20 protein-coding genes are annotated in these 23,890 nt (G+C 64.6%); 15 read left to right on the top strand and 5 right to left on the bottom strand.

What is annotated here, in order from left to right; all coding sequences use genetic code 11:
* The first annotated feature begins 108 nt into the window (after positions 1–108).
* The 4 genes from ACVOLS_RS03260 (at position 109) to ACVOLS_RS03245 (ending at position 7,087) form a co-directional block, all read left to right on the top strand.
* Positions 109–2,307 (top strand): TonB-dependent receptor, encoded by a 2,199-nt coding sequence (locus ACVOLS_RS03260; protein ID WP_481544460.1) that lies wholly within the window; start codon positions 109–111, stop codon positions 2,305–2,307.
* An 11-nt stretch (positions 2,308–2,318) separates the two neighbouring features.
* Positions 2,319–3,197, top strand: a complete 879-nt coding sequence (locus ACVOLS_RS03255; RefSeq protein ID WP_481544459.1) for an alpha/beta fold hydrolase — start codon at positions 2,319–2,321, stop codon at positions 3,195–3,197.
* On the top strand, positions 3,194–3,679 hold the full coding sequence (locus ACVOLS_RS03250; RefSeq protein WP_481544458.1) for a MaoC family dehydratase: 486 nt from the start codon (positions 3,194–3,196) through the stop codon (positions 3,677–3,679). Before ACVOLS_RS03255 ends, ACVOLS_RS03250 begins: the two co-directional genes overlap by 4 nt.
* A 69-nt stretch (positions 3,680–3,748) precedes the next feature.
* Positions 3,749–7,087 (top strand): hybrid sensor histidine kinase/response regulator, encoded by a 3,339-nt coding sequence (locus ACVOLS_RS03245; RefSeq protein ID WP_481544457.1) that lies wholly within the window; start codon positions 3,749–3,751, stop codon positions 7,085–7,087.
* Positions 7,088–7,133: 46 nt separating this feature from the next.
* On the opposite strand, the gene ACVOLS_RS03240 is transcribed toward ACVOLS_RS03245, so the two are convergent.
* Positions 7,134–7,808 carry a response regulator transcription factor gene (locus ACVOLS_RS03240; protein WP_313170456.1) on the bottom strand — a complete coding sequence of 225 codons (675 nt, stop codon included), beginning with the start codon at positions 7,806–7,808 and terminating at the stop codon, positions 7,134–7,136.
* An 89-nt stretch (positions 7,809–7,897) separates the two neighbouring features.
* On the opposite strand from ACVOLS_RS03240, the gene ACVOLS_RS03235 reads away from it, so the two are divergent.
* Positions 7,898–9,739 (top strand): 3-hydroxybutyrate oligomer hydrolase family protein, encoded by a 1,842-nt coding sequence (locus ACVOLS_RS03235; RefSeq protein ID WP_481544456.1) that lies wholly within the window; start codon positions 7,898–7,900, stop codon positions 9,737–9,739.
* A gap of 24 nt (positions 9,740–9,763) precedes the next feature.
* Positions 9,764–11,416, top strand: coding sequence for a fatty acid--CoA ligase (locus tag ACVOLS_RS03230; RefSeq protein ID WP_481544455.1), 1,653 nt, complete (start codon positions 9,764–9,766; stop codon positions 11,414–11,416).
* Between the two features lie 295 nt (positions 11,417–11,711).
* Here ACVOLS_RS03230 and ACVOLS_RS03225 read toward each other — a convergent pair whose 3' ends face one another.
* From ACVOLS_RS03225 to ACVOLS_RS03215, 3 genes are all read right to left on the bottom strand, one after another.
* Positions 11,712–13,394: an amidohydrolase gene (locus tag ACVOLS_RS03225; RefSeq protein WP_481544454.1), complete on the bottom strand. Its 1,683-nt coding sequence runs from the start codon at positions 13,392–13,394 to the stop codon at positions 11,712–11,714.
* Between the two features lie 99 nt (positions 13,395–13,493).
* Entirely contained in the window at positions 13,494–14,240 is a 747-nt protein-coding gene (locus ACVOLS_RS03220) for a glycine zipper 2TM domain-containing protein (protein WP_481544453.1), read from the bottom strand.
* A gap of 118 nt (positions 14,241–14,358) precedes the next feature.
* Positions 14,359–14,793, bottom strand: a complete 435-nt coding sequence (locus tag ACVOLS_RS03215) for an OsmC family protein (RefSeq protein WP_313494450.1) — start codon at positions 14,791–14,793, stop codon at positions 14,359–14,361.
* A gap of 302 nt (positions 14,794–15,095) precedes the next feature.
* On the opposite strand from ACVOLS_RS03215, the gene ACVOLS_RS03210 reads away from it, so the two are divergent.
* The 3 genes from ACVOLS_RS03210 (at position 15,096) to ACVOLS_RS03200 (ending at position 16,894) form a co-directional block, all read left to right on the top strand.
* Entirely contained in the window at positions 15,096–15,506 is a 411-nt protein-coding gene (locus tag ACVOLS_RS03210) for an HU family DNA-binding protein (RefSeq protein WP_481508646.1), read from the top strand.
* A gap of 210 nt (positions 15,507–15,716) precedes the next feature.
* Positions 15,717–16,025, top strand: coding sequence for a DUF3861 family protein (locus ACVOLS_RS03205; protein ID WP_481544452.1), 309 nt, complete (start codon positions 15,717–15,719; stop codon positions 16,023–16,025).
* A 284-nt stretch (positions 16,026–16,309) separates the two neighbouring features.
* A complete protein-coding gene (locus ACVOLS_RS03200; RefSeq protein ID WP_481544451.1) occupies positions 16,310–16,894 on the top strand; it encodes a YceB family lipoprotein in 585 nt (194 codons plus the stop codon).
* Between the two features lie 211 nt (positions 16,895–17,105).
* Here ACVOLS_RS03200 and ACVOLS_RS03195 read toward each other — a convergent pair whose 3' ends face one another.
* Positions 17,106–17,573 (bottom strand): SET domain-containing protein, encoded by a 468-nt coding sequence (locus ACVOLS_RS03195; RefSeq protein ID WP_303749196.1) that lies wholly within the window; start codon positions 17,571–17,573, stop codon positions 17,106–17,108.
* 441 nt (positions 17,574–18,014) lie between these two features.
* On the opposite strand from ACVOLS_RS03195, the gene ACVOLS_RS03190 reads away from it, so the two are divergent.
* The 6 genes from ACVOLS_RS03190 to ACVOLS_RS03165 are packed head-to-tail and all read left to right on the top strand — an operon-like array spanning position 18,015 to position 23,679.
* Positions 18,015–18,461, top strand: coding sequence for an SUF system Fe-S cluster assembly regulator (locus ACVOLS_RS03190; RefSeq protein WP_057627263.1), 447 nt, complete (start codon positions 18,015–18,017; stop codon positions 18,459–18,461).
* A gap of 19 nt (positions 18,462–18,480) precedes the next feature.
* Positions 18,481–19,956 carry a Fe-S cluster assembly protein SufB gene (gene sufB, locus ACVOLS_RS03185; RefSeq protein WP_481544450.1) on the top strand — a complete coding sequence of 492 codons (1,476 nt, stop codon included), beginning with the start codon at positions 18,481–18,483 and terminating at the stop codon, positions 19,954–19,956.
* Complete coding sequence (locus tag ACVOLS_RS03180; RefSeq protein WP_481544449.1) at positions 19,953–20,363, top strand: lysozyme inhibitor LprI family protein; 411 nt, start codon at positions 19,953–19,955, stop codon at positions 20,361–20,363. Before sufB ends, ACVOLS_RS03180 begins: the two co-directional genes overlap by 4 nt.
* Before the next feature lie 36 nt (positions 20,364–20,399).
* A complete protein-coding gene (sufC, locus tag ACVOLS_RS03175) occupies positions 20,400–21,164 on the top strand; it encodes a Fe-S cluster assembly ATPase SufC (RefSeq protein ID WP_481544448.1) in 765 nt (254 codons plus the stop codon).
* Positions 21,164–22,426 carry a Fe-S cluster assembly protein SufD gene (sufD, locus tag ACVOLS_RS03170; RefSeq protein ID WP_481544447.1) on the top strand — a complete coding sequence of 421 codons (1,263 nt, stop codon included), beginning with the start codon at positions 21,164–21,166 and terminating at the stop codon, positions 22,424–22,426. The genes sufC and sufD overlap by 1 nt, the downstream gene beginning before the upstream one ends.
* Positions 22,423–23,679, top strand: coding sequence for a cysteine desulfurase (locus tag ACVOLS_RS03165; protein WP_481544446.1), 1,257 nt, complete (start codon positions 22,423–22,425; stop codon positions 23,677–23,679). The genes sufD and ACVOLS_RS03165 overlap by 4 nt, the downstream gene beginning before the upstream one ends.
* Positions 23,680–23,890: the final 211 nt, after the last annotated feature.

Genomic DNA, 23,890 nt, shown 5'->3' with positions numbered 1-23,890 from the left:
GCTGCCGACTGGACCTAGGTCCACTCGCTGGTACACAGACACCCCGCTAGCCTTGGCTCCGAGGGTGGCATACGGCCATCTACAACGTACTTGCCTGGGGAGGACCGAATGAAGCGGAATTGTTTGAGCCTGATGATCGGCGCGCTGTTGGCCTCCGGGCCGGTATTGGCACAGGAAGCACAACCGGCTGCGGCGACGGAAGGCAAGGCCGCTTCGGCCACCAACCTGGACAGCATCACCGTCACCGCACGCAAGCGCGAGGAAACCCTGCAGGAAGTGCCGGTCGCGGTCACTGCCTTCACCTCCGAAGCGCTGGACAAGTTGAACGTGCAGGACATCGCCGATCTCGACTCGCAGGTACCCAACCTGACCATCTATGCGGCGCGCGGCGCCAGCAGCACGGTCACCGCTTATATCCGCGGCGTCGGCCAGTCCGATCCCACCTGGGGCGCAGACCCGGGCGTTGGCATCTACTTGGATGACGTCTATATCGCCCGCCCACAGGGTGCGCTGCTGGACGTATTCGACGTCTCACGCATCGAAGTACTGCGCGGCCCGCAGGGCACGTTGTACGGCAAGAACACCATTGGCGGCGCGATCAAGTACATCTCGCGCGGCCTGCCGACACAGGTCGAGGGCTATGCCCAGATCACCGCCGGCAACTACAACCAGCTTGATGCCAAGGCGGCCATCGGCGGCCCGCTCGGCGGCGCCGACAGCGGCCTGCGCGGGCGCATCGCGGTGGCCAGCATGAACCGCGACGGCTTCGGCGAGAACACCTACAACGGCCAGCCGATCAGCGACAAGCAGATCAATGCCGCGCGCTTGAACCTGGGTGCCTACGCAGGCGACGACTTCGACGTGCAGTTCGCCCTGGACTGGATCGACGATCAGTCCGGCATGCGTGGCTCGAAGATGCTGGCGCGTAACCCGTTCACCCCGGCCTACCCGCCGATGGATGACCGCTACGACATCCGCTCGGGCATGCAGAACCTCAACAGTGTCGAGACCAAGGGCGCCTCGGCTACGGTCAATTGGCGTCCCAACGACGACATTGCACTGAAGTATGTCGTCGCCAAGCGCGAATCGGACAGCCACTCCAACATCGACTTCGACACCACGCCGGTCAAGCTGGCCGACGTCGGCGGCTTCTACGAGGACAGCCAGGTCAGCAACGAGTTGCAGTTGAACTACGACGCCGGCGGCCGCGTGCGCGGTGTGGTTGGCCTGTACCAGTTCAGCGGTGAAGCCGGCGGCCAGATCCGCAACAACTTCTTCAACCTGCAGTTCGGCGACACCCGCGGCAAGGTGCTCACCGACAGCATCGCACTGTACGCGGACTGGACCTTCGACCTGACCAACAAGCTCAAGCTCGATGTCGGTGCCCGCTATACCGATGAAGACAAGCGCGCGGTGGTGTTGAACCGTTTCTACTCCGATGCGACCTTCACCCGGCCGATCGCGGTTGCAGCCGACTTCGACAAGACCACCAATTTCAAGAACGTCTCGCCCAAGGTGTCGCTGGATTACCAGATCACCCCGGACATCATGGTCTACGGCCTGGCAACACGTGGCTTCAAGTCCGGCGGCTACAACATCCGCGCCAATGCCGTGGCCGTGCCGCGCTCGGCCGAGCCGTTCGATGACGAGACCGTCGACAGCTTCGAGATCGGCAGCAAGATGGGCTTCCTCGATTCGCGCCTGTTCCTGAACCTGTCGGCGTTCCATAACAAGTACAAGGACATCCAGCTGTCGGTGTTCACCGGCATCGACACCAATGGCGACGGCGTCAACGATGCCTTCTTCGGCGACTTCACCAATGCCGGCAAGGGCACCGTCAACGGTCTTGAAATCGAGTACCAGTACCTGCCGACCGCACACTGGCTGATCTCCGGCAACCTGGCCTGGCTGGACACCAAGTACGACGAGTACATGGACCGTGGCGTCAACGTCGCCAAACAGATGAAGTTCACCAATGCACCGGAGTTCTCGGGTGCATTGAATGTGGAGTACCGCACCGAGCTGGCCAATGGCAGCAACCTGTCCGCACGTGTGGGCTACAGCTACCAGAGCGAAGTGTGGCCGACCACCGACCTGAGCCCGGTGATCCGTCAGGACGGCTACGGGCTGGTCAATGCCGGCGTGATCTGGAAGCTCAATGACGCCTGGACCTTCTCGCTGCAGGGCACCAACCTGGCCGACAAGGAATACCGCACCACCGGCTACAACATCCCGGCGGTTGGCACCCTGATCGGCTTCTACGGCCCGCCGCGCCAGTACAGTCTCAGCGTCCGCTACGATTTCTAGGAAACACCTGCATGACGCAGTCTTACGATGATCTGTACTGGAACAGCAACGATGGCCTGCGCCTGCACGCGCGCGACCATGCACCGGCCGCGGGGCAATCGCCCCGCGGCACGGTGGTCTGCATTCCTGGCTTGACCCGCAATGCCGCTGACTTCGATGCGCTGGCCAAAACGCTGACTGATGTCGGCTGGCGCGTGCTTGCGGTCGACCTGCGTGGCCGTGCGGGTTCTGCACGTGCACCCGACCCGACCAGCTACAACCCGCGCGCCTACGCCGACGACATGGTGGCGCTGCTGCGTTCGCAGAACATTGCCAAAGCGGTGTTCATCGGTACCTCGCTGGGCGTGCTGGTCGCCATCACCCTGGCCTCGCGCACACCGGAGCTGATCGCAGCAGCGGTGCTCAACGACGCCGGCCCCAAGGTGCCACGCGAAGCCTTGGCGCGGATCGGCAAGTATGCCGGCAAGCCGCTGCCACCGATGGATATGGACCAGGCAGCGGCCTACGCCGAATCCATCGGCAAGGCATCCTTCCCGCGTTTTACCGCCGAAGACTGGCGGGCGATGGCCTCGCGCAGCTTCCGCCAGCGCGACGACGGCCTGCTGGAACTGGACTATGACCCGGCCATCATCCGCACCACCCGGCCGTGGGTGCTGTGGCTGCTGCGACCGGTGCTATGGCGCGCTGTGCGCGGGCTTACCTCACGCGTGCCGGTGCTGGTGGTACGTGGCGCGTTGTCGGACATCCTGCCGGCCGATGTCGCCCGGCAGATGGCCGCCACTTCGCCGAGCGCCAGCCTGGTGGAGGTACCGGACGTCGGTCATGCACCAACCCTGTCCGAGCCCGAGGCGCGTGATGCGATCCTGGTCCTGCTTGGACGCCTGCAATGAGCGCCGGTGACAAGACCGGGGAATTGCCGGAAGCCCTGCAGGCACTGCAGCAATGGGCCGCAAGCGAGCGGCTTGGCAAGCCCACCCACATCGCGCAATCGCGCATCGACGCCTTCGCCGAGGCCACCGGTGACCATAACTGGATCCACGTTGATCCTGCCCGTGCTCAGGCCGGTTTGCCGGGCGGGCAGACCATCGCGCACGGCTTCCTGCTGCTCTCGCTTACCGTTGAAGAAGACGTGGCCGCCCTGACCAGCTTCCCCGGCATCGCCCATGTGCTGAACTACGGTTTGAACAAGGTGCGCTTTCTGGCACCGGTTCCCAGCGGCTCTGATATCCGCGTGCGATCACGCTTGATCTCACTGGAACCGCGCCAGCCCGGCCAATGGCTGCTGACCCAGCACAAGAGCGTGGAACTGCAACCCGGCGGCGAAATGGCATTGGCCGCCGAGCAGCTGTCACTGATCGTGATCGCGCCCTGACGCCAAGCTTCCCGGCCAGCAATGGTCGGGACCCAGCACGTCGGCCACGGTTCTCTCTACACTGGAGCGATGTTGACGCCCTCCATCGTCCTGTTCGCCTGCATCGCGTGGACCGTGCTGCTGTTCGGCGTCGCCCTGTGGGGTGAACGCCAGGGCCACCGTCTCGGCAGGATCTGGCCTGCCATCTACGCCCTGTCTTTGGGCGTGCACTGCACCGCCTGGACGTATTACGGGGCTGCCTCGCAGGGCGTGCAATGGGGCTTCCCGATTCCGCCGACCTTGATCGGCATGGCGCTGATCTTCGCCTTGGGTCTGCCATTCCTGGCACGGCTGGGCCGGCTGGCCAAACAACACAACAGCGCCACCATCGCCGATCTGGTGGTCGCACGGCTGCGCACCGATCAGGGACTGGGCGTGACCATCACCCTGGTCGCGCTGTTCGGCATCATTCCCTATATCGCGCTGCAGCTCAAAGCAGTCAGCCAAGGCTTGAGCGCGTTGCTCGGTAGTCAGTTCGCCGCCAGCGGCTGGCAGCTGGACATGTCATTCTGGTTCGCGCTGACAATGGCGGCCTTCACCATGTTGTTCGGCGCGCGCAAGGCCTCGGCCACCGAGCACAACCGCGGCATCGTGGTCGCATTGGGGCTGGAGTCGCTGCTGAAGCTCGCAGCATTGCTCGCGATTGGCTTGTATGCGGCAATTTCGGTGCATCGCGCCGGTACGCCGCTGCTGGAAAAGATGGCGCATCTGCCGCCGCCAGCGGTGATTCCCGACTTCCTGACCATGGTCGCCCTGGGTGCGATGGCGGCGTTCACCCTGCCCCATCAGTTCCATGTCGGCGTGGTCGAACTGCGCCAGTCCTCGGACCTGAAGACCGCACGCTGGTTGTTTCCGCTCTATCTGCTGTTGATCGGTCTGCCCTCGGTGCCGATGGCGCTGTCTGGTGCCGCGCAGCTCGGGGCTGCAGTATCGCCTGATCTGTACGTACTGGCCTTGCCGCAGGAGCGCGGCCATCACCTGCTGGCGCTGCTCGCCTACCTGGGCAGCCTGAGCGCGGCCACCGGCATGATGATCCTGTCCGGCCTGACCTTGTCGATCATGCTCGGTAACCACGGCTTTGGCTCACATCTGCTCGGCGGCATGAATGTCGGCGGAGATGCAGGTGCCGATCTGCGCCCGCGCGTGCTGGCCTTCCGTCGCGCCGGCATCCTCGCGGTGTTCCTGATGTCGTGGCTGTACAGCCGCGCGATGAGCGGCACCGAGGCGCTCAGCGATTTCGGCCTGATGTCATTCACCGCCCTGTCGCAGCTGGCACCGGCAGTGCTGCTGGCGGTGTATCGGCCGCGCACACCTTCGCCCGCGATCATGGCCGGCATCGTGTTGGGTTCGCTGGTCTGGCTGTGGCTGGTGTTGCTGCCGATGGTGATACCCGCACCGGATCCAGCCGCGGGCAGCGATGGTTTACATTGGCTGGCGCTGTTCTCGCTGCGCATGCAGCCCGGCCACATCGCCATCAGCATGAGCGCCAGCCTGGCGGTCAACCTGATCACCGTTGCGCTGGTATCACGCGCGATCCGTCCTTCGCTGCCGCTGCAACGCGATGCGGTAGCCGCTGCCTCATTGCGCAAGACCGCCGGCCGCTTCCTCGGCCAGGAACGCGCACGGCAGCTGATGGACGGGCATGCCGGGCAGATGCTGGATGACGACCGGGTCACCGCCATCGAGCGTGAACTCACCGCCGTGGTCGGCGCCGGCATGGCACGGCTGCTGGTCGAGGCCGCGCGTGATGGCGGCGCTGCGCCGCTGGATGCGGTTACCCGCGCCGTCGGCGAAGCAACACAGGCGCTGCGCTTCAACCAGCGCCTGCTGGAAGCCGCATTGGAAAACATGAGCCAGGGCATCAGCGTGGTTGATGCCCAGCTGCAGCTGGTGGCCTGGAACAGCCGTTATGCCGCGCTGTTCAAATTCCCGCCCGAACTGCTGCAGGTCGGGCAGCCGGTCGCCAACCTGACCGCATGGGCGCTGGGCGAACTGAAGATCGGCGAGGCCTCGGGTGACAACGTCGGCAAGGCGCTGAACCGTCGCATCGCGCATATGCGTCGCGGCACACCGCATCTGTCTGAGCGCATCTTCCCCGACAACACCATCGTCGAAATCCGTGGCAACCCGATGCCTGGTGGTGGCTATGTCGCCACCTTCACCGATGTCACCGCCTTCCGCATGGCCGAGGATGCGCTCAAGCGCAGCAACGAAACCCTGGAGCTGCGCGTGCAGGACCGCACCGCGCGCCTGGAACAGGCCGTGCACGAAGCCGAACGCGCGAACGTGGCCAAGACCCGCTTCCTCACCGCGGTCGGCCACGATCTGATCCAGCCCCTGCACGCCGCACAGCTGCTCACCGATGCGATGTCGCAGCACATCGAATCGGAATTCCTGGACAGTTTCCTGCGCCAGATCCGCGGCGCCCTGGATTCCACCGACGATCTGCTGTCGGGCCTGCTGGATATTTCGCGGTTGGAAGCCGGCGGGCTGGTTGCCGACCCACGCCCCTTCGCCTTGTCGACCGTGCTTGATCCCTTGGCACAGGAGTTCGCCGTACTGGCAGCTGCGCGCGGCCTGCAGTTCCGCTACGTGCGCAGCCGCGTCTGGGTGCACAGTGACCCGCTGCTACTGCGTCGCGTGCTGCAGAACTTCCTCGCCAACGCCATCCGCTACACCCGCAGCGGTGGCGTACTGCTCGGCGTGCGTCGCAATGGCAACACGCTGACCATCGGCGTGCATGACAGCGGCCCAGGCATCACCCCGGAGCAGCAGAGCGTCGTATTCGAGGAGTTCCATCGCGGCGACCGCAGCAATGGCCAAGGGCTCGGCCTTGGCCTGGCGATTGCGCACCGCATCGCCGACCTGCTGCACGCACCGCTGGCACTGCACAGCGTGGTCAATCGTGGCTCGGCGTTCTCCATCACGGTGTCGCGGGCAACGCCGCCGCCTGCCTCACGCAATGAAACACCCGCTGGTAGCAACAGCACCATCAAGGGCACGCGGGTGTTGGTGGTCGATAACGATCCGGCCGCGTTGGAAGCAATGCGGCAAATGCTGCTCGCCTGGGGTTGCGATGTGATCGCCGCTGGCGACTCCAAGGCAGTTGGGACGTCAGCAGGCGAAGCAGACCTGTGGTTGTTCGACTACCACCTCGATGATGACGATACCGGTGTACAGCTGTGGAAGCGGCTTGTCGCCTTGCATGGACAGCGGCCAACGGTAATCCTCAGCGCCGATACCGGCAGCGATACGCGCGAGGCGGTGCGCGAAGTTGGGCTGTCGCTGTTGAACAAGCCGTTCAAGCCACTGGCGCTGCGCTGGGCGATCAACCACCTGCTGGCAACGCGCAGCACGGTCGAGGGTTGATACCGCAGACGCCGTTGAACCGGCCGGCCGCAGGCCGCGCCGCAGCTCAGGCGTCCTGCGTCTCTTCGATCTGCCGCGACGGATCATTCAGACCCATTTCGTGCAGCACACGGATCGCCTGCGCGCGGTTGCGCACGCCCAGCCGGCCCATGATGCGGGTCATATGCGCCTTGACCGTGCGCAGCTGCACGCCAAGGCGATCAGCAATCTGCTTGTTGAGCAGGCCTTCGGCGACCAGGCTCAGTACCTTGTACTGGTGCGCGGACAAGCTGGCCAAACGCGCGGCCAGATCGGCGTCCTTGCTGAAGGGCGCAACCCGGGCAACGGTTTCACGCAGCATCGCCGGTATCCAGCGCTCGCCATCGAGCACGGTCTGCAAGGCCTGCTGCAGGTCCACCAGCCCCGAGCTCTTGGGCAGATAGCCGGCAGCGCCAAGGTCGATGGCGCGACGGATCACATGCGGCTCTTCATTGGCCGAGACGATGATGATCGCCAGCCCCGGCTGCAGGGCGCGAATCGTCGCCAATCCGGCAAGACCATGGTTGCCCGGCATGTGCAGGTCCAGCAGCATCAGGTCGATCTGCTGGCTCTCGATCGCTTCCAGCACGCTGTCCAGCGAATCGGCCTCGCTGATCTGCAGGTCATCAACCGCCTCTTCGGCCGCGCGGTGCAAGGCGGCGCGGAACAAGGGGTGGTCATCGGCAATGAGCAGGGTCGGCATGTCCAGACGAGGTTAGCAAATTAGCCAGCGACCGGGCACGGGTACCTAGGTACGCTGGCAGATACACACTGGCTTGTTAGTGTGTGGCAATGAACATCCCCCGCCCCGTTAACCTGCTTTGCGCCGCGCTGCCGCTGTTGGGCTGCGTTTCCGTCGCCACTGCCGCCAAGCCCGCCGCGAGTACCGCGACTCCAACGTTCGAACATTGGCGCGAAACCGCACACCGCGGCAGCGATGATCTGCTGACCGCTGGCCTGGGGCTCGATGGCCTGCGCGTCGCCACCGCCCCGGCGTTCACCAGCGCAGCCCAGCCGACCGCCGAGGAAGCACGCCGCCGCGCGATCTGGAGCAGCTGGCGCGGCATCGCCGACCTCACCCCCGGCGGCGGCTTCGGCGATGTCTACGGCAATCTGCAGGCTGCGCCGGGGCGTGAATTCTCGGCCTATGCGCGCATCCCCGGCGCACATCAGCCGCATCGGGTGCTGGTGCAGGTTCCCGACAATTTCGATCCGGCAAAGCGCTGCCTGGTGGCGGCGGCCTCCTCCGGTTCGCGCGGCATCTACGGCGCGATTTCGGTTGCTGGCAGCTGGGGCCTGGCCCACGGCTGCGCGGTCGCCTATACCGACAAGGGCACCGGCAGCGACTATTACGATCTGGACGCCAGGAGTGGCTTCCAGGCCGACGGCACGCCTGCAACGCAGGGCGCACTGGCCTTCGCCCCGACCGATACCAAAGCCGCGCACGGCATTGCCTTCAAACACGCCCATTCCGGTGACAACCCGGAAGCAGACTGGGGCCAACATCTTCTGCAGGCGCTGCAGTTCGGCCTGCAGGCACTGGATCGCGCCTATCCGCAATCGGCACCGTTCACTCCGGCCAATACGCGCACGCTGGGCGCAGGTGTTTCCAATGGCGGCGGCGCGGTACTGCGTGCGGCCGAGATCGAGGGCGACTGGTTCGATGCGATGGTCGCAGGCGAGCCGAATGTTTCGGTGGCCGGCGCCCCGCCGCTCTACGACTTCGTCACCCAGTCCGCACTGCTGATGCCCTGCGCGTTGCTTGCGCTGGATGACCTGCCGCAACCACCGATGCAGGCACAGGCAGCACCGGCATGGACGCAGCGCTGTGCCGTCCTGAAATCGGCCGGGCTGGTGCACGGCGATGACACCGCCGCACAGGCACAGTCGGCACGCCAGCAACTCGCCGACGCGGGGCTCAGCGATGGCGCGCTGCGCGCCGGTGCGTTCTCGACCGGTTTCGACCTGTGGCGTGCAATCGCGGTGACCTATGCCTCGGCCTATGGTCGCTACGGCGCCGGTGAACACCCCTGCGCCTACAGCTATTCCGCTGTCGGTGCGGACGGCAAGTCCGTTCCTGCCGCCGCCGAGCTGCGTGCAAGCTGGTGGAGCGAAGGCAGCGGCATTCCACCGGGCAGTGGCGTGATGCTGGTGGACGGCAATGCCACACAGTCGGCGGACGACCCGCTGCGCGGGCTGAACTGCCTGCGTGCACTCGGCCTGGGTGACAGCGCCGATGCCAAACGCGTGCGCGCTGGCATCGCCGACGCTGCCGCCAAGGCGCCGCGTCGCGGCCTGCCAATCGTGGTCATCCACGGCACCGACGATGGGCTGGTGCCGATCAGCATGACCAGCGACCGCTATGTGCCGCTTGCACGCAAGGCGGGTGCGCAGATCGCCTATTGGCGGGTAAGCAACGGCCAGCACTTCGACTCGCTGCTGGCCTTCCCGGATTACCGCAAGCGCTATGTGCCGTTGCTGCCCTACATGTTTGCGGCGATGGATCAGGTCTGGGATCACCTCGAGAATCCAGCACACGCCCCACCGCAGGATGCCTTGATCCAACCAACGCCTCGTGCGGAAACGCCGTTGCAGCGCGCGCAGCTGTCCATTCCCGCCGCCTCCGGCCGCTGACCCGCTGCCAACCAGGATATACAGATGTCATTCGCAGCCGACGCAAGCCCCGCCGATTCCAGCGCCTACGCCTACCCGCTGCTGATCAAGCAGCTGCTGCATACACCGCTGACGATCAATCCCGATCAGGAGATCGTCTACGGCGACAAGGTCCGCTTCAACTACCGCACGCTGCAGGCGCGCATCGGCCAGCTCGCCGGGCTGCTGACCTCGCTAGGGGTCAAACCCGGCGACACCGTGGCGGTGATGGACTGGGACAGCAACCGTTACCTGGAAAGCTACTTCGCCGTGCCGATGATCGGCGCGGTACTGATGACGGTGAACATCCGCCTGGCCCCGGAACAGATCGCCTACACCCTGAACCACAGCGGCGCACGCGTCATCCTGGCCAACCGCGAGTTCCTGTCGGTGCTGGAGAGCATCGACGAACAGCTACCGGATCTGCGCACGCGGGTGCTGCTGGACGATGAAGCAGGCCCGCTGCCCGCCGGCTTCGCCACCGAGTACGAAGCAGGCCTGCGCGGCGCCGAGCCGGTCCGCAACTTCCCGGACTTCGACGAGAACACCCGCGCCACCATGTTCTATACGACCGGCACCACCGGTCTGCCCAAGGGCGTTTTCTTCAGCCATCGCCAGCTTGTCCTGCATTCGCTGGCCGCGATGGCGGCGCTGGGCAGTGCGTCCAAGCAGGGTCGGCTGCACCGCGACGATGTCTACATGCCGATCACGCCAATGTTCCATGTACACGCGTGGGGCATGCCGTATGTGGCCACGCTGCTGGGCATCAAGCAGGTCTATCCGGGCCGCTACCTGCCGGGCAAGCTGCTGGACCTGATCGCGCGCGAGAAGGTGACCTTCTCGCATTGCGTGCCGACCATCCTGCATATGCTGCTGGGCCACCCTGCCGCAGCAGATACCAATCTGCGCAACTGGAAAGTCATCATTGGCGGTGCCGCACTGCCGCGTGCCTTGGCACAACAGGCCTTGGCGCGCGGCATCGACATCTTCGGCGGCTACGGCATGTCCGAAACCTGCCCGCTGCTCACCCTCGCCCAGATCGATGTGGATGCCCTGGCTGGCACCGATGAAGAACTGTCGCTGCGCACCAAGGCCGGTATTCCCGTGCCGCTGGTGGAGTTGCGCATCGTCGATGAAGATATGAACGAAGTCGCCCACGACGGCATTGCCACCGGCGAAGTGGTGGTGCGCGCGCCGTGGCTTACCCAAGGCTACCTGCACAATCCAGAGGCCTCTGAAACCTTGTGGGCCGGCGGCTACCTGCATACCGGCGACATCGGCAACATCGACAGCGGCGGCTACCTGCGCGTTACCGACCGCATCAAGGACGTGATCAAGACCGGCGGTGAATGGATTTCCTCACTCGCGTTGGAGGACATCATCGCCATGCACCCGGCGGTCAACGAGGTCGCGGTGATCGGCATCGCCGATGCCAAATGGGGCGAACGGCCGCTGCCCTTGGTGGTCAGGCATGCAGGCAGCGAGGTCAGCGAAACCGAGATTATCGAGCTGGTCGCTGCGCGCAGCCGCGCCGGCGACATCTCCCGCTACGCCATCCCCGACCGCGTCAGCTTCGTCGATGCGATAGAACGCACCAGCGTCGGCAAGATCAACAAGAAGAAGCTGCGCAGCCTGCATGATCTGGCGGCCGATACCTGAAGCGCCGAGCGGGAAATCTCGGCTTTTGTGGGAGCGCGCCAGTCCAGCACTTCGCGGGCCGAAGCCAGAAACGCGGTTTCTACCAGCCTTCCGGCGACGGGGATCTTGTGGGACCGGCGAAAGCCGCGAAAGCCGGCAGCAATGAAGCGATCAACATCCCCGCAATCGGACGGATAGCGAGCTTCGCGGCTTACGCCGCTCCCACACAAAGAAGAAAACCGATGCCAAGCGTTTGGCATCGGTTTTCGAGTGACTCAACGTTCAAGTGGAAAGCACTACCGAAGCCGCAATGGCTTCAGCCCTCCGGCGTAGCCGCCTTGTAAACCGGCTCACCATCAACCCAGGTCGACAGCACCTTCAGGTCATCAAGCTCGTCGGCGGCGACTTTCAGCGGGTCACGGTCCAGCACCACAAAGTCCGCACGTAGCCCACGCTGCAGCTTGCCGACCTGCGCCTCGTCATGGCCCGCCCATGCCGCGTCGCTGGTGAAGCCACGCAGCGCTTCGGCGGCGCTCAGGCGCTGTTCCGGCTGCCAACCGCCCGGCGGCTGGCCGTCGCGGTCCTGACGGGTCACTGCCGCATACAGGCCCAGGCGCGGATCAACCTGCTCCACCGGGAAGTCAGAGCCCAGCGCCAAGCGCGCGCCGCTGTGCAGGAAACGCTGCCAGGCGTAGGCACCGAGGATGCGTTCCGGCCCAACCCGCTGCTCGGCCCAGCCCATGTCCGAGGTGGCATGGGTCGGCTGCATCGAGGCAATCACACCGAGCTTGGCGAAGCGCGGGATGTCCTGCAGCGACACCACCTGCGAGTGCTCGATACGCCAGCGGTGATCCGCGCCCCTGTGCGAGCCCAGCACCTTCTCATAGGTATCCAGCACGATGCGGTTGCCGCGGTCACCGATGGCGTGGGTGGCGACCTGCACCTTGCAGCCATCCGCCTTGCGCACCGCAACTTCGAATTCCTCCGGAGAGGTCATCAGCAAGCCGTGGTTATGCGGGTCGTCGCTATAAGCGGTGAGCAGGGCCGCACCGCGGCTGCCCAGTGCACCATCCATGTACAGCTTGACCCCGCGCATCTGCAGGCGGCCACCGGGATGGGCGTACAGGCCGGTCTTGCACAGGTCCTCCAGTGCTTCATTGTTGCCATCGGCATAGGCGTCGATGCGCAGCGGCAGCTTGCCCTGGTCAGCCAGACGCTTCATCAGCGTCAGGTCCTCGCGCGACACGCCCATGTCATGCACACCGGTCAGACCATTGCTGACCGCCGCCTGCAGCGCAGCCTGCAGACGCTTTTCGCGCGAGGCATCGTCCAACGCGGGGATCTGCGAATAGACCAGCGACGCCGCACCATCGACCAATACGCCGCTCGGCTTGCCAGCGGCATCGCGGAGAATGCGTCCGCCCTCCGGCTGCCAGTCGCCGGACAACGACTTGCCTGCCTTCTCGGCGATACCGATGGCGGCGCTGTTGACCCAACCGGCATGGCCGTCGATGCGCTCCAGATAGACCGGCCGCTGCGGGAATGCTGCATCCAGATCGGCGGCGGTCGGGAAATCGGTGTTGTCCCAACGGTTCTGGTCCCAGCCACGGCCCAGCAGCCAATCACCGGGCGCCAGCGTCTTCTCGAAGGCCTGCAACCGCTCCAGCACTTCGCCACGGGTGCGCGCGCCGGTCAGGTCGGCCTGCATCAGGGTATTGCCCAGGCCGATGATGTGCGCGTGGGCATCGATCAGCCCCGGCACCACGGTCGCGCCGCCCACGTCGATGCGCGGTGCCTGCGGATACAACTGTAGCAAAGCGTCGGCACTGCCCACGTCGAGAACCTTGCCGCTGTCACTCTCCCAGGCAATGGCACCGACCACGGGCTGGGCCGGGTCACCGGTGCGGATGGTATCGGCCACCAGCAGCTTGACCTCGGCCTGGGCCGGCAATGCATGCAGGCAAGGGAGTAACAGGGCAACACAGGCAATACGACGCATCACGCACCCTCCAGAACGGAATGCGTGGACTATGCCGTCATCGACCGGGCCTGACAAACCGTGCGCCGCACCTCAGCCGGGCAGAAACGCCCGCTGCGCTCAGTCGGCGCTTACGTCCACGCGGACGCGGATCTGCTCGCCGGGGTGATAGTCACGATGGGTGCGGTACTGGCGGCCCGCGTATTCGTAGGTGACGTCGTAGCCGTCCACCCGCTCGCTCTCGCTGCCATAGCCGTTGGGTTCGCAGACGCGCACGTCGCCGCGCTGGTAGTTCGGCCGGTTGCTGGCTTCGTAGATGGCACGACCGGCGGCACCGCCGGCAATGGTGCCGACCGCAGTGCCCAGGTAACGTCCATCACCGCCACCGATGCGGCTGCCGAGCACCGCACCAGCCAGGCCGCCGATCACTGTCGCCCACTGGCGACCGCTTTCGTTGCCCTGCCGGTACTGGCCGTTGTCGTAGCCACGCTGGTCATAGCCGTCATTCCGATAGCCGTTGCTGTTGCCGTAGTTGTTGTTGCCGTAGCCGCCAGCCTGATAACCATTGTTGTTATCCACATAACCGCCATCGTTGCGCTCATAGCAGCGCTCGTTGCGGCCTTGGCTGCCGTTGACGATGACCGGATCCACCCGCACCACCCGCGCGTAGTCGTACACCGCACCGTTACCGGCGTTGTCACCGCCGCGGTACTGGCCATCGTCATAGCGCGGGCCCGGCCGGTACTGGCCATCATCGTAAGAACCGTTGGGGCGGTATTGACCGTCGTCATAACGCTGCGCGGACGCGTTGAACGCGACCAGACCACCGACGACAAGGACAGCGGCAACAGCTAGCGAGCGACTCATGGCAGTAACCACTCCGGCTGGAATGAGGAACGAGGGATGAGCGATGCTCAGGCGCGGCGGGTGAAACGATCCTGAACCGGCCCGGCCCGCGCGGGGCGCGGGGCGGGCCGGAGCCAAATCAGGCCGAAAACTCGGTATCCAGGCTGATCGGCACCGCGCTCAGCGCCTTGGAGACCGGACAATTCTGCTTGGCATCATCGGCAATTGCGCGGAACCGGGTCTCGTCCAGGCCCGGCACCACCGCCTTTACCTTGAGCCGGATCTGCGACAGCTGCGGGCCACCTTCCATCGACAGGTCGACATCGGCACGGGTGTCCAACGAGGTCGGCGGGAAGCCGGCTTCGCTGAGCTTGGCCGACAGCGCCATGGTGAAGCAGCCGGCATGTGCGGCAGCAATCAGTTCTTCGGGGTTGGTGCCCTTCTCATCGCCGAAGCGGCTGTTGAACGCATAGCGGGTGTTCTCCATCAAACCGCTCTGCGGCGTACTCAAGCGGCCCTGCCCGGTCTTCAGATCGCCTTCCCAGTGTGCGGTGGCGTGACGCGAAATACCCATGGTCGAACTCCTCGTGGTGGATGACCCGGCCAGCCTAAACCACAGCGTGTTAGCGGTTTGTGCGCCGCAGCCAGCGGCGCAACGGCGTGCCCGCCGAGCGCGGGCAACACCGCGTTTGATCGCAGTCCAACCCGGTTTTTGCATGACTTCCAGCACCGAATTGTTGTCCAAATACGTCCAGAACCAATTTTTATGGGCTTTTTCTTCGATTGCCTATTGGCGTCACGCAATTCATGCCCTACATTTCGCTTGCCGACGGGGTCGGCACGACCAACAACCAACCGTTCACGGAACAGGAAATCATGGCAAAGACCGCTAAAAAGGCTGCCCCGAAGAAGGCAGTGAAGAAAGTAGCTACGAAGGCTGCAACCAAGGCTGCCGCAAAGCCGGCCGCACTGAAGCCGATCAAGGAAGCACTGACCAAGTCCGGTCTGGTTGCCCACATCGCTGAAGCCACCTCGGTCGCTGCCAAGGACGTGCGCGCTGTGTTCGCCGCCCTGGAAGGCGCCGTTGCCGCCTCGGTCAACAAGAAGGGCGCTGGCTCCTTCACCCTGCCGGGCCTGCTGAAGATCTCCACCGTGAGCGTTGCTGCCAAGCCGAAGCGCAAGGGCATCAACCCGTTCACCAAGGAAGAGCAGTGGTTTGCCGCCAAGCCGGCTACCACCAAGCTCAAGGTGCGTCCGCTCAAGAAGCTCAAGGACGCTGCGCTGTAATCAGCGCGCCCCTTGGCGAATGAACGGGACGGCTCTGCCGTCCCGTTTTTTTTTCCTTCATCGCAACGTGGAAAACGTTCCCATGGGTCGCAGCGTTCCGCCTGTGGCATGGGAAAAGCACTGGAACACAGCGTCATGGTCCAACGCCTCGTACCTGCGCCGGAGCGGGCCTATGGTGGCCACTCCCACCGCTTCCCCACGTAGTCCACCATGTCCATCAGCAAGCATCGCTACCGAATCTCCGTCACTCCGATCGAGACTGACGGCCAGCAGTGCAGCGGCCGTTGCTCGATCGAGTTCGAACAGCGCAGCCAATACAACTGGATGCGCCAGCTGGAATCCGCGCAAGGCCAACGGCGACTGTCCTGCAATGAAGACGCCGGCATCGTGGTTGTCACCGGCCTGCTGGAGACCCTGGCCGAATCGGCTGGCAAGCCCGACAGCCTGTTGGCCGCGCTGCAGCCGGAGCTGGACCAGTTGCTGCACAAGCTCAAGCGCCTGCAGTCCCCGGCCGAGTAACCCGGTGGTGGAGCTGGCGGCGGATTGCGAGGCTCTGCGCAGTCGCGCTGGATCAGGAGCTGGCGAGTGCAGATCGAACCGGCCTGAGGGTGTTTCCGGCTGTCCGACGCGGATGGAGCACAGCGCTGCAACTGGCACCAACGCGCGCACCGCCCATCGAGGGCGCTGGCCTGAAGTGGCCGCTGTATCGCCCCAGCCTGGCTTGAATCGATGCTGCTAATAAGCCGTTCACCCGATCTGGTTATCTTGCTATTCCAACCTGCCGCCATTACCGAGTGCGACCGATGAATCTGCGTTCCCTGCTCCTCCCCAGCATTGCCCTGATCGCCATCGCCGGCAGCGCCCATGCCGCACCGCAGATCAACGGCAAACAGTTGACCGTTGGCGCCGCCGATGTGCAGCAGTATCTGGACGGCAGCTTCCCGCGCACCCAGAAGGCACTGGGCGGACTGCTGGCGCTGACCGTGAGCCAGCCACACTTGACCCTGCCACAGGGCAGCCGCCTGGACCTGGGCTTCAACCTGGCCATGGCCGCTGGCGGCTCATCGATGCCGGTGGGCGATGTGCAGATCAGCAGCGGCCTGCGTTATGACACGCAGACCCAGGGCTTCCACCTGGATCAGCCCACCGTTGATGGCTTCCGCCCCAGTGCTGGCGGTGGTGAGTTGGATTCAAGCACCCGCAGCCTGCTCAACAGCTGGCTGGCCGACTACGCCCGACGCGAGCCGATCTACAAGATCGACCCGGCCATCGCCAAGGTGATGGGCGTGCTGCAGGTGAAGTCGGTCGGCATCCAGAACGGCCGCATCGCGGTGGACTTCAACCAGAACCTGGGCAGCTTCGTGCCGCAGGGTTTGCTGGGCAACTGAGCCGGACAGCTGTAGAAACGAAAGAGGCCGCGATTGCGGCCTCTCTCATTTTGATCTGCCTGTGGGAGCGGCGTCAGCCGCGAAGCTGACGATGTATCAGCCGCGAAGCCGAGCCTTTCGCCAACAGAACCGCTTTTCCATTGATTGACAGCACTTGAACTGGCAGTAGCTTCGCGGCTTACGCCGCTCCCACAAAACCAGCGGGCGCCTTTCAGCGCTTCGGCTGCAGCATCGTGCCGGTGCACTTGGGCGAGCCGCAACGGCATTCCCAGATCTTTTTCAGGCGCGGTGTGTGACGCTCGGCCAGGGTGATGCCGTAGTTGTAGGTCAGCTCTTCGCCGGCCTTGATATCGCGGATCGCTTCGATGAACACCTTGTCGGCGGTGCGATCATCGCCTTCGGCCTCTTCGATCATCGCCTCGCAGCTCGGATCACAGCTGTGGTTGATCCAGCGTGCGTCATTGCCCTTGTAGTTGGCATCGATGACGTAATCGTCGTTCAGGGTGAACAGGAAGGTGTGACCGGTTTCCACATCACCCGCATCGTCTGCGTCCACTTCGGCATGGGTACGGCGCTTGCCCTTGTATTCGATGACGCGCTCGCCCTTCTTGATGGCGGCCACGGCGAACACGCCGTTGCCATGGATGGAGGATTTGCGCGCCTGGATCTTCTTGGGCATGTACATGGCCGGGACTTGAGTGAGACGGTGATTCTCGCCCATCGGGCAGGACAACCCAAGCGGGGATTGGCATATGACAACTGTCCAACGCCCATGGGCGTCCTCCCCCGCAGGAGGAGAGGAGAACTGCAGCGGCTGCACAGCGCACTTGCTGTTGATTTTGGCCCCCTCTCCCCCTGCGGGAGAGGGTTGGGGAGAGGGGTAGCTTTTGGCGCCGGATCAAAACTGACCAACATGACCACCTGACTTTTTGAGGCAGAAGCGAAAAGCAGCGGCTGCGCCGCCCCCTCTCCTGCCTTCGGCATCCTCTCCCGCAGGGGGAGAGGAAACAGCTGCAGCCCCCTGATTGGGTGAGGGGTTTCTGCCACCTGAACGGCAAAACTTGGCCCTCCCGGCGAGAAAGCGTACAATTTTGGTCCACATTGATTCCCCGCCCCCGCAATGCTCCGCGTCACCAAGCTCACCGATTACGCCACCGTCGTCCTGACCGTGCTTGCCGCACGGCCAGCCGAAGTGCTGAGCGCGACCGATCTGGCTGAAGCCGCCGGATTGGAGCCGCCCACCGTCAGCAAGCTGCTCAAGCCGCTGGCCCAAGCCGGTCTGGTGGAAGGCCTGCGCGGCGTGCATGGCGGTTACCGGCTTACCCGCCCGGCCTCCGAGATCACCCTGATCGAGATCCTGGAAGCGATGGAAGGCCCCTTGGCAATCACCGAATGCAGCCAGGAACAAAGCCAGTGCGGCCTTGCCGGGCAGTGCGGTGTGCGCTCCAACTGGCGGCTGATCAATGACGTGGTTTCCGATGCCCTGCGCGGCGTCACCCTCGCGCAGATGCTGCACCCCTTACCGCTTGCCGACCGTCGACGCATCAGCGCCGACGTCGTCTCCTGAACAACCGTAGGCAGCCCTGATGGCCACCGAAATCATCGAACCGGTCGACACCGTCGACAGCCCGAACCGTGAAATCCATGAGCAGCTGGGTCGTAAATACGACGCAGGCTTCGTCACGCTGATCGAATCCGAATCGTTCCCCCCCGGTCTGGACGAGGACGTCATCCGTGCACTCTCGGCCAAAAAGGACGAGCCCGAGTGGATGACGCAATGGCGTCTGGATGCCTACCGTCACTTCCTGACCATGCGCCAGCCGGACTGGGCAAAGCTCGAAATCGCGCCGATCGACCTGCAGGCACTGAGCTACTTCTCCGCGCCCAAGGGCCCGAAGTACCAGTCGCTGGACGAAGTACCCAAGGAACTGCTGGACACCTACGAAAAGCTCGGCGTGCCGCTGCATGAGCGCGCGAAGCTGGCCGGCGTGGCGGTGGATGCGGTATTCGATTCGGTCTCGGTCGGTACTACTTTCCGCAAGGAACTGGCCGACAAGGGCGTGATCTTCTGCTCCATCTCCGAAGCCATCCGCGAATACCCGGAGCTGGTACGCAAGTACCTGGGCTCGGTGGTGCCGGTGGGCGACAACTATTTCGCCGCGCTCAACTCGGCGGTGTTCTCCGACGGCAGCTTCGTGTTCGTGCCGGCCGGCGTGCGCAGCCCGATGGAGCTGAGCACCTATTTCCGCATCAACGCCAGTAACACCGGGCAGTTCGAGCGCACCTTGATCATCTGCGAGGACAAGGCTTACGTCTCGTATCTGGAAGGCTGCACCGCGCCGATGCGCGATGAGAACCAGCTGCACGCCGCGGTGGTCGAGCTGGTGGCGCTGGAAGATGCCGAGATCAAGTATTCGACCGTGCAGAACTGGTACCCAGGCGACGAGAACGGCGTCGGCGGTATCTACAACTTCGTCACCAAACGTGCTGAATGTCGTGGCGCGCGCTCCAAAGTGACCTGGACCCAGGTGGAAACCGGTTCGGCCATCACCTGGAAGTACCCGTCCTGCGTGCTGCTGGGCGACGACTCGGTGGGTGAATTCCACTCGGTCGCGTTGACCCATCATCGCCAGCAGGCCGACACCGGCACCAAGATGATCCACGTCGGCAAGCGCACCAAGAGCAAGATCATCTCCAAGGGCATCAGCGCCGGCCGTGGCCAGAACACCTATCGCGGCCTGGTGCGTGTTGACCGTGGCGCCGAAGGCGCGCGCAACTACACCCAGTGCGACTCGCTGCTGATCGGCAAGAAGTGTGGCGCCCACACCTTCCCCTACATCGAGGTGAAGAATCCCAGCGCCACCGTCGAACACGAGGCCACCACCTCCAAGATTTCCGACGACCAGCTGTTCTATTGCCGCGCCCGCGGCATCGACCAGGAAAACGCGGTGTCGATGATCGTCGACGGCTTCTGCAAGCAGGTGTTCAAGGAACTGCCGATGGAGTTCGCGGTGGAAGCCAAGAAGCTGCTGGAAGTCTCGCTTGAAGGATCGGTCGGATGAGCCGCCTGTCGCTGCTCCTGCTGGTCGTGCTGCCGTTCGCGGCCTCTGCCGCGTCACCGGGCAAGGCCTGCGACGATGCCCGCACCCAGCTGGATATCAACGAGTGTGCGGCGGCGGAAGCCACCGCCGCCGACGCCGAGCTCAACGCCGTGTACCGGCAGGTGATGCAGAAGCTGCAGGGCCAGCAGGTCGCCATCGACAAGCTGCGCGCTGCCCAGCGCCTGTGGATCCCGCTGCGCGATGCCGACATCGAAGCGCGCTACCCGGTGGGCAAGGACGAAAATCCGCGAGTCCTGTACGGCTCGATGTATCCGATGCTGTATTCGGCCAACAAGGCCGAACTGACCCGCAAGCGCACCCAGTGGCTGCGCGCCACCTTCCTCGATCGCGCCGAAGGCGAGCTCTGATCGCCCCGCACACTACATATTGAAGAACGCACCCTCATGCTGAAGATCGAAAACCTCCACGCAAGCATCGGCGACAAGGAAATCCTCAAGGGTCTGTCGCTGGAAGTGAAGCCGGGCGAAGTACACGCCATCATGGGCCCGAACGGCGCCGGCAAGTCCACCCTCGGCAATGTCCTGTCCGGCCGCGACGGCTACGACGTCACCGCCGGCAGCGTGCAGTTCGAAGATGGCGACCTGCTGGAGCTGGAACCGGAAGCACGCGCCGCCGCCGGCCTGTTCCTGGCTTTCCAGTACCCGGTGGAAATCCCCGGCGTCAACAACACCTACTTCCTGCGTGCCGCGCTCAATGCGCAGCGCAAGGCCCGTGGCGAAGAAGAGCTGGACTCGATGCAGTTCCTCAAGCTGGTCCGGCAGAAGCTGGCCGTGCTGCACCTGAAGGACGAGCTGCTGCACCGTGGCGTCAACGAAGGTTTCTCCGGTGGCGAGAAGAAGCGCAACGAGATCTTCCAGCTGGCCGTGCTTGAGCCGAAGCTTGCGATCCTCGACGAAACCGACTCCGGCCTGGACATCGATGCGCTGAAGAGCGTGGCCGATGGCGTCAACGCGCTGCGTTCGCCGGAGCGTTCGTTCCTGGTGATCACCCACTACCAGCGCCTGCTCGACTACATCAAGCCGGACGTGGTGCACGTGCTGGCCAACGGTCGCATCGTCAAGACCGGTGGCCCGGAACTGGCGCTGGAGCTGGAAGCCCACGGTTATGACTTCCTGAAGGACCGCGTGGTCCGCGAGGCCGCCAAGTAATGAATGCCCTGCTCGATTCACTGGCCGGCACCTTCTGCGGCAGCAAGGAGCGCGCCGAGCTGCTTGAAGCCGCACTGAAAACCGGCCTGCCCGCCGCCCGCAACGAAGCCTGGAAGTACACCTCGCTGCGCCAGCTGGAGCGCCGCAGCTTCACCGCCGCGCCACTGCAGGCCCCGGACATCGATGCCGCGCTGCTGGCCGACATCCCGTCGCCGCGCTTGGTCTTCGTCAACGGTCGCCACAGCGCTGCGTTGAGCGATCTGTCGTCGCTGGATGCCGGTGTGCAGGTGCGCACCCTGTCTGCCGTGCAGGCCGAAGAGCCCGAGGCGCTGCGTTTCCTTGGCCGTCGCTTCGAGCGCGCCGAAGAAGTATTCGCCCAGCTCAATGCCGCACTCGCCGATGAAGGCGTGCTGGTACAGGTCGCCGACGGCATCGTCAGCGAAACCCCGCTGCATCTGGTATTTGTCAGCGCGGCGGATTCCAGCGACCACGCCTGGCATCACCGCCACCTGATCGAACTGCGCCGTGGCGCCGTGTTCGGTCTGGTCGAGCACCACTTGCAGGCTGGCGACAGCGCGCACCTGGACAACACCCTGGTGCACGTCCACATCGCCCAGGACGCCGTGCTGTCGCATGCCCGCGTGCAGGCCGACAGTGCACGTGCCACCTCGCTGCTGCGCACCGATGCGGTGCTGGCGCGCGATGCGGAATACCGCCGCATCGACCTGGAGCTGGGTGCTGCGCTGAGCCGTCATGAGCTCAACGTGCGCCTGGAAGGCGACAACGCCAAGCTGACCGCCAATGGCGTGCTGCTGGGTACCGGTCGTCGCCATATCGACACCCGCCTGGGCATCGAGCACATCGCCAAGGACACCAGCGCCGCGTTGGTCTGGCGCGGCGTGGCGGCCAACCGCAGCCGCGTGGTGTTCCATGGCGGCATCGGCATCCGCGAAGGCGCCGATGGCACCGATGCCAACCTGTCCAACAAGAACCTGCTGCTGTCGGCCGATGCCGAGATCGATACCCAGCCGACGCTGGTGATCGACGCCGACGAGGTCAAGGCGGCGCACGGCGCTACCGTTGGCCAGCTCGATGCCAATGCGCTGTTCTACCTGCGCACGCGCGGCGTGCCAGCCGAACAGGCGCGCGCCATGCTCAGCGCGGCGTTCTGCCACGAACCGCTGGCAGCCGTGGAAGGCGTCCTCACCGAAAAGCTGGCCCGCCATCTGGACCAGGCACTGCAACAGGCAGGCATGGCATGAATCTCAGTTCCCCGCGTCCGATCCACCACCCGGCCACCGCCCCCGACTGGGAGCGCGTGCGCGCCGACTTCCCGCTGCTGATGCGCGAAGTCAACGGCAAGCCGCTGGTGTATTTCGACAATGCCAACACCGCGCAGAAGCCGCTGTCGGTGATCGGCGCGGTGGACGAGTTCTATCGCCGCTACAACGCCAATGTCAGCCGTGCGGTGCATGCGCTTGGCACCGAGGCGACCGACGCCTACGAAGGCGCACGCACCAAGCTGGCACGCTTCCTCAACGTGCGCAGCGATGAGCTGGTGTTGTGCAGCGGCACCACCTTTGCGATCAACCTGGTCGCGTATTCGTGGGCATTGCCGCGCTTGAAGGCCGGCGATGTGATCCTGGTCTCGCGCATGGAGCACCACGCCAACATCGTCCCGTGGCAGCTGGTCGCCGAGCGCACCGGCGCGACCATCCGCGTGGCCGAGATCAACCCAGACGGCAGCCTCAACCTGGACGCGCTGCATGCAGCGATGACCCCGGAAGTGAAGCTGCTGGCGCTGACCCATGTATCCAACGTGCTCGGCACCATCAACCCGGTGCGCGAGATCTGCCGCGAGGCCCGCAAGCGCGGCATCGTCACCGTGATCGACGGCTCGCAGGCCGCACCGCACCTTAGCGTGGACGTTGCCGCCATCGGCTGCGATTTCTACGTGGTGACCGGCCACAAGATGTGCGGCCCGACCGGCACCGGCGCGCTGTGGGCACGCCGTGAGCACTTGCAGGACATGCCGCCCTTCCTTGGCGGCGGCGAGATGATCAAGGAAGTGAGCTTCGAAGGCACCGTGTTCAACGATGCCCCGCACAAGTTCGAAGCCGGCACGCCAAACATCGCCGGTTTCATCGGCCTGGGCGTGGCGGTGGATTACCTGGAAGCGTTGGGCCGCGAACACATCGAAGCCCGCGAGCAGGAGCTGCTGGCCCATTTCACTGAAGAACTGCAGCGCGTCGAAGGCCTGCGCATCTTCGGCACCGCACCCAACAAGGCCGCCGTGGTGTCGTTCCAGATCGAAGGCGCCCACGCGCACGACCTGGCGACCCTGCTCGACCTGCAAGGCGTCGCCGTGCGCTCCGGCCAGCACTGCGCGCACCCGCTGCTGCAGTACTACGGCGTAGCCGCCACCTGCCGCGCCTCGCTGGCGTTCTACAACACGCATGAAGAGATTGAATCCTTCATGGCGGCGCTGAAGAAAGTGCGCACCCTGCTGGGCTGAGCAGAGCTGGTTTTGTAGGAGCGGCGTGAGCCGCGAAGCCGATAGCACTACAGGCCGAAATTCAAACAGCGAAAGCGCCCTCACCCCAACCCCTCTCCCGTAAACGGGAGAGGGGCTAAGACGCAGCGCTGGATATTTGTAGGAGCGGCGTGAGCCGCGAAGCCACAAATCCAACAGCACACGCTCTACCCCTCCCCAGCCCTCCCCTTGC

The organism is Stenotrophomonas sp. STEN038 (assembly GCF_056759895.1).
The sequence above is the reverse complement of the archived record's forward strand: the minus strand, read 5'-3'. Positions and strand labels throughout refer to the sequence as shown.

Bases quoted from the DNA above. Each gene is read 5' to 3' on its own strand.
- sufB (WP_481544450.1), top strand. From the start codon at position 18,481: ATGGCCACCGAAATCATCGAACCGGTCGACACCGTCGACAGCCCGAAC.
- sufD (WP_481544447.1), top strand. From the start codon at position 21,164: ATGAATGCCCTGCTCGATTCACTGGCCGGCACCTTCTGCGGCAGCAAG.
- ACVOLS_RS03230 (WP_481544455.1), top strand. From the start codon at position 9,764: ATGTCATTCGCAGCCGACGCAAGCCCCGCCGATTCCAGCGCCTACGCC.
- sufC (WP_481544448.1), top strand. From the start codon at position 20,400: ATGCTGAAGATCGAAAACCTCCACGCAAGCATCGGCGACAAGGAAATC.
- ACVOLS_RS03260 (WP_481544460.1), top strand. From the start codon at position 109: ATGAAGCGGAATTGTTTGAGCCTGATGATCGGCGCGCTGTTGGCCTCC.
- ACVOLS_RS03180 (WP_481544449.1), top strand. From the start codon at position 19,953: ATGAGCCGCCTGTCGCTGCTCCTGCTGGTCGTGCTGCCGTTCGCGGCC.
- ACVOLS_RS03220 (WP_481544453.1), bottom strand. From the start codon at position 14,240: ATGAGTCGCTCGCTAGCTGTTGCCGCTGTCCTTGTCGTCGGTGGTCTG.
- ACVOLS_RS03240 (WP_313170456.1), bottom strand. From the start codon at position 7,808: ATGCCGACCCTGCTCATTGCCGATGACCACCCCTTGTTCCGCGCCGCC.
- ACVOLS_RS03255 (WP_481544459.1), top strand. From the start codon at position 2,319: ATGACGCAGTCTTACGATGATCTGTACTGGAACAGCAACGATGGCCTG.
- ACVOLS_RS03250 (WP_481544458.1), top strand. From the start codon at position 3,194: ATGAGCGCCGGTGACAAGACCGGGGAATTGCCGGAAGCCCTGCAGGCA.
- ACVOLS_RS03225 (WP_481544454.1), bottom strand. From the start codon at position 13,394: ATGCGTCGTATTGCCTGTGTTGCCCTGTTACTCCCTTGCCTGCATGCA.
- ACVOLS_RS03215 (WP_313494450.1), bottom strand. From the start codon at position 14,793: ATGGGTATTTCGCGTCACGCCACCGCACACTGGGAAGGCGATCTGAAG.
- ACVOLS_RS03210 (WP_481508646.1), top strand. From the start codon at position 15,096: ATGGCAAAGACCGCTAAAAAGGCTGCCCCGAAGAAGGCAGTGAAGAAA.
- ACVOLS_RS03245 (WP_481544457.1), top strand. From the start codon at position 3,749: ATGTTGACGCCCTCCATCGTCCTGTTCGCCTGCATCGCGTGGACCGTG.
- ACVOLS_RS03190 (WP_057627263.1), top strand. From the start codon at position 18,015: ATGCTCCGCGTCACCAAGCTCACCGATTACGCCACCGTCGTCCTGACC.
- ACVOLS_RS03235 (WP_481544456.1), top strand. From the start codon at position 7,898: ATGAACATCCCCCGCCCCGTTAACCTGCTTTGCGCCGCGCTGCCGCTG.
- ACVOLS_RS03200 (WP_481544451.1), top strand. From the start codon at position 16,310: ATGAATCTGCGTTCCCTGCTCCTCCCCAGCATTGCCCTGATCGCCATC.
- ACVOLS_RS03165 (WP_481544446.1), top strand. From the start codon at position 22,423: ATGAATCTCAGTTCCCCGCGTCCGATCCACCACCCGGCCACCGCCCCC.
- ACVOLS_RS03205 (WP_481544452.1), top strand. From the start codon at position 15,717: ATGTCCATCAGCAAGCATCGCTACCGAATCTCCGTCACTCCGATCGAG.
- ACVOLS_RS03195 (WP_303749196.1), bottom strand. From the start codon at position 17,573: ATGCCCAAGAAGATCCAGGCGCGCAAATCCTCCATCCATGGCAACGGC.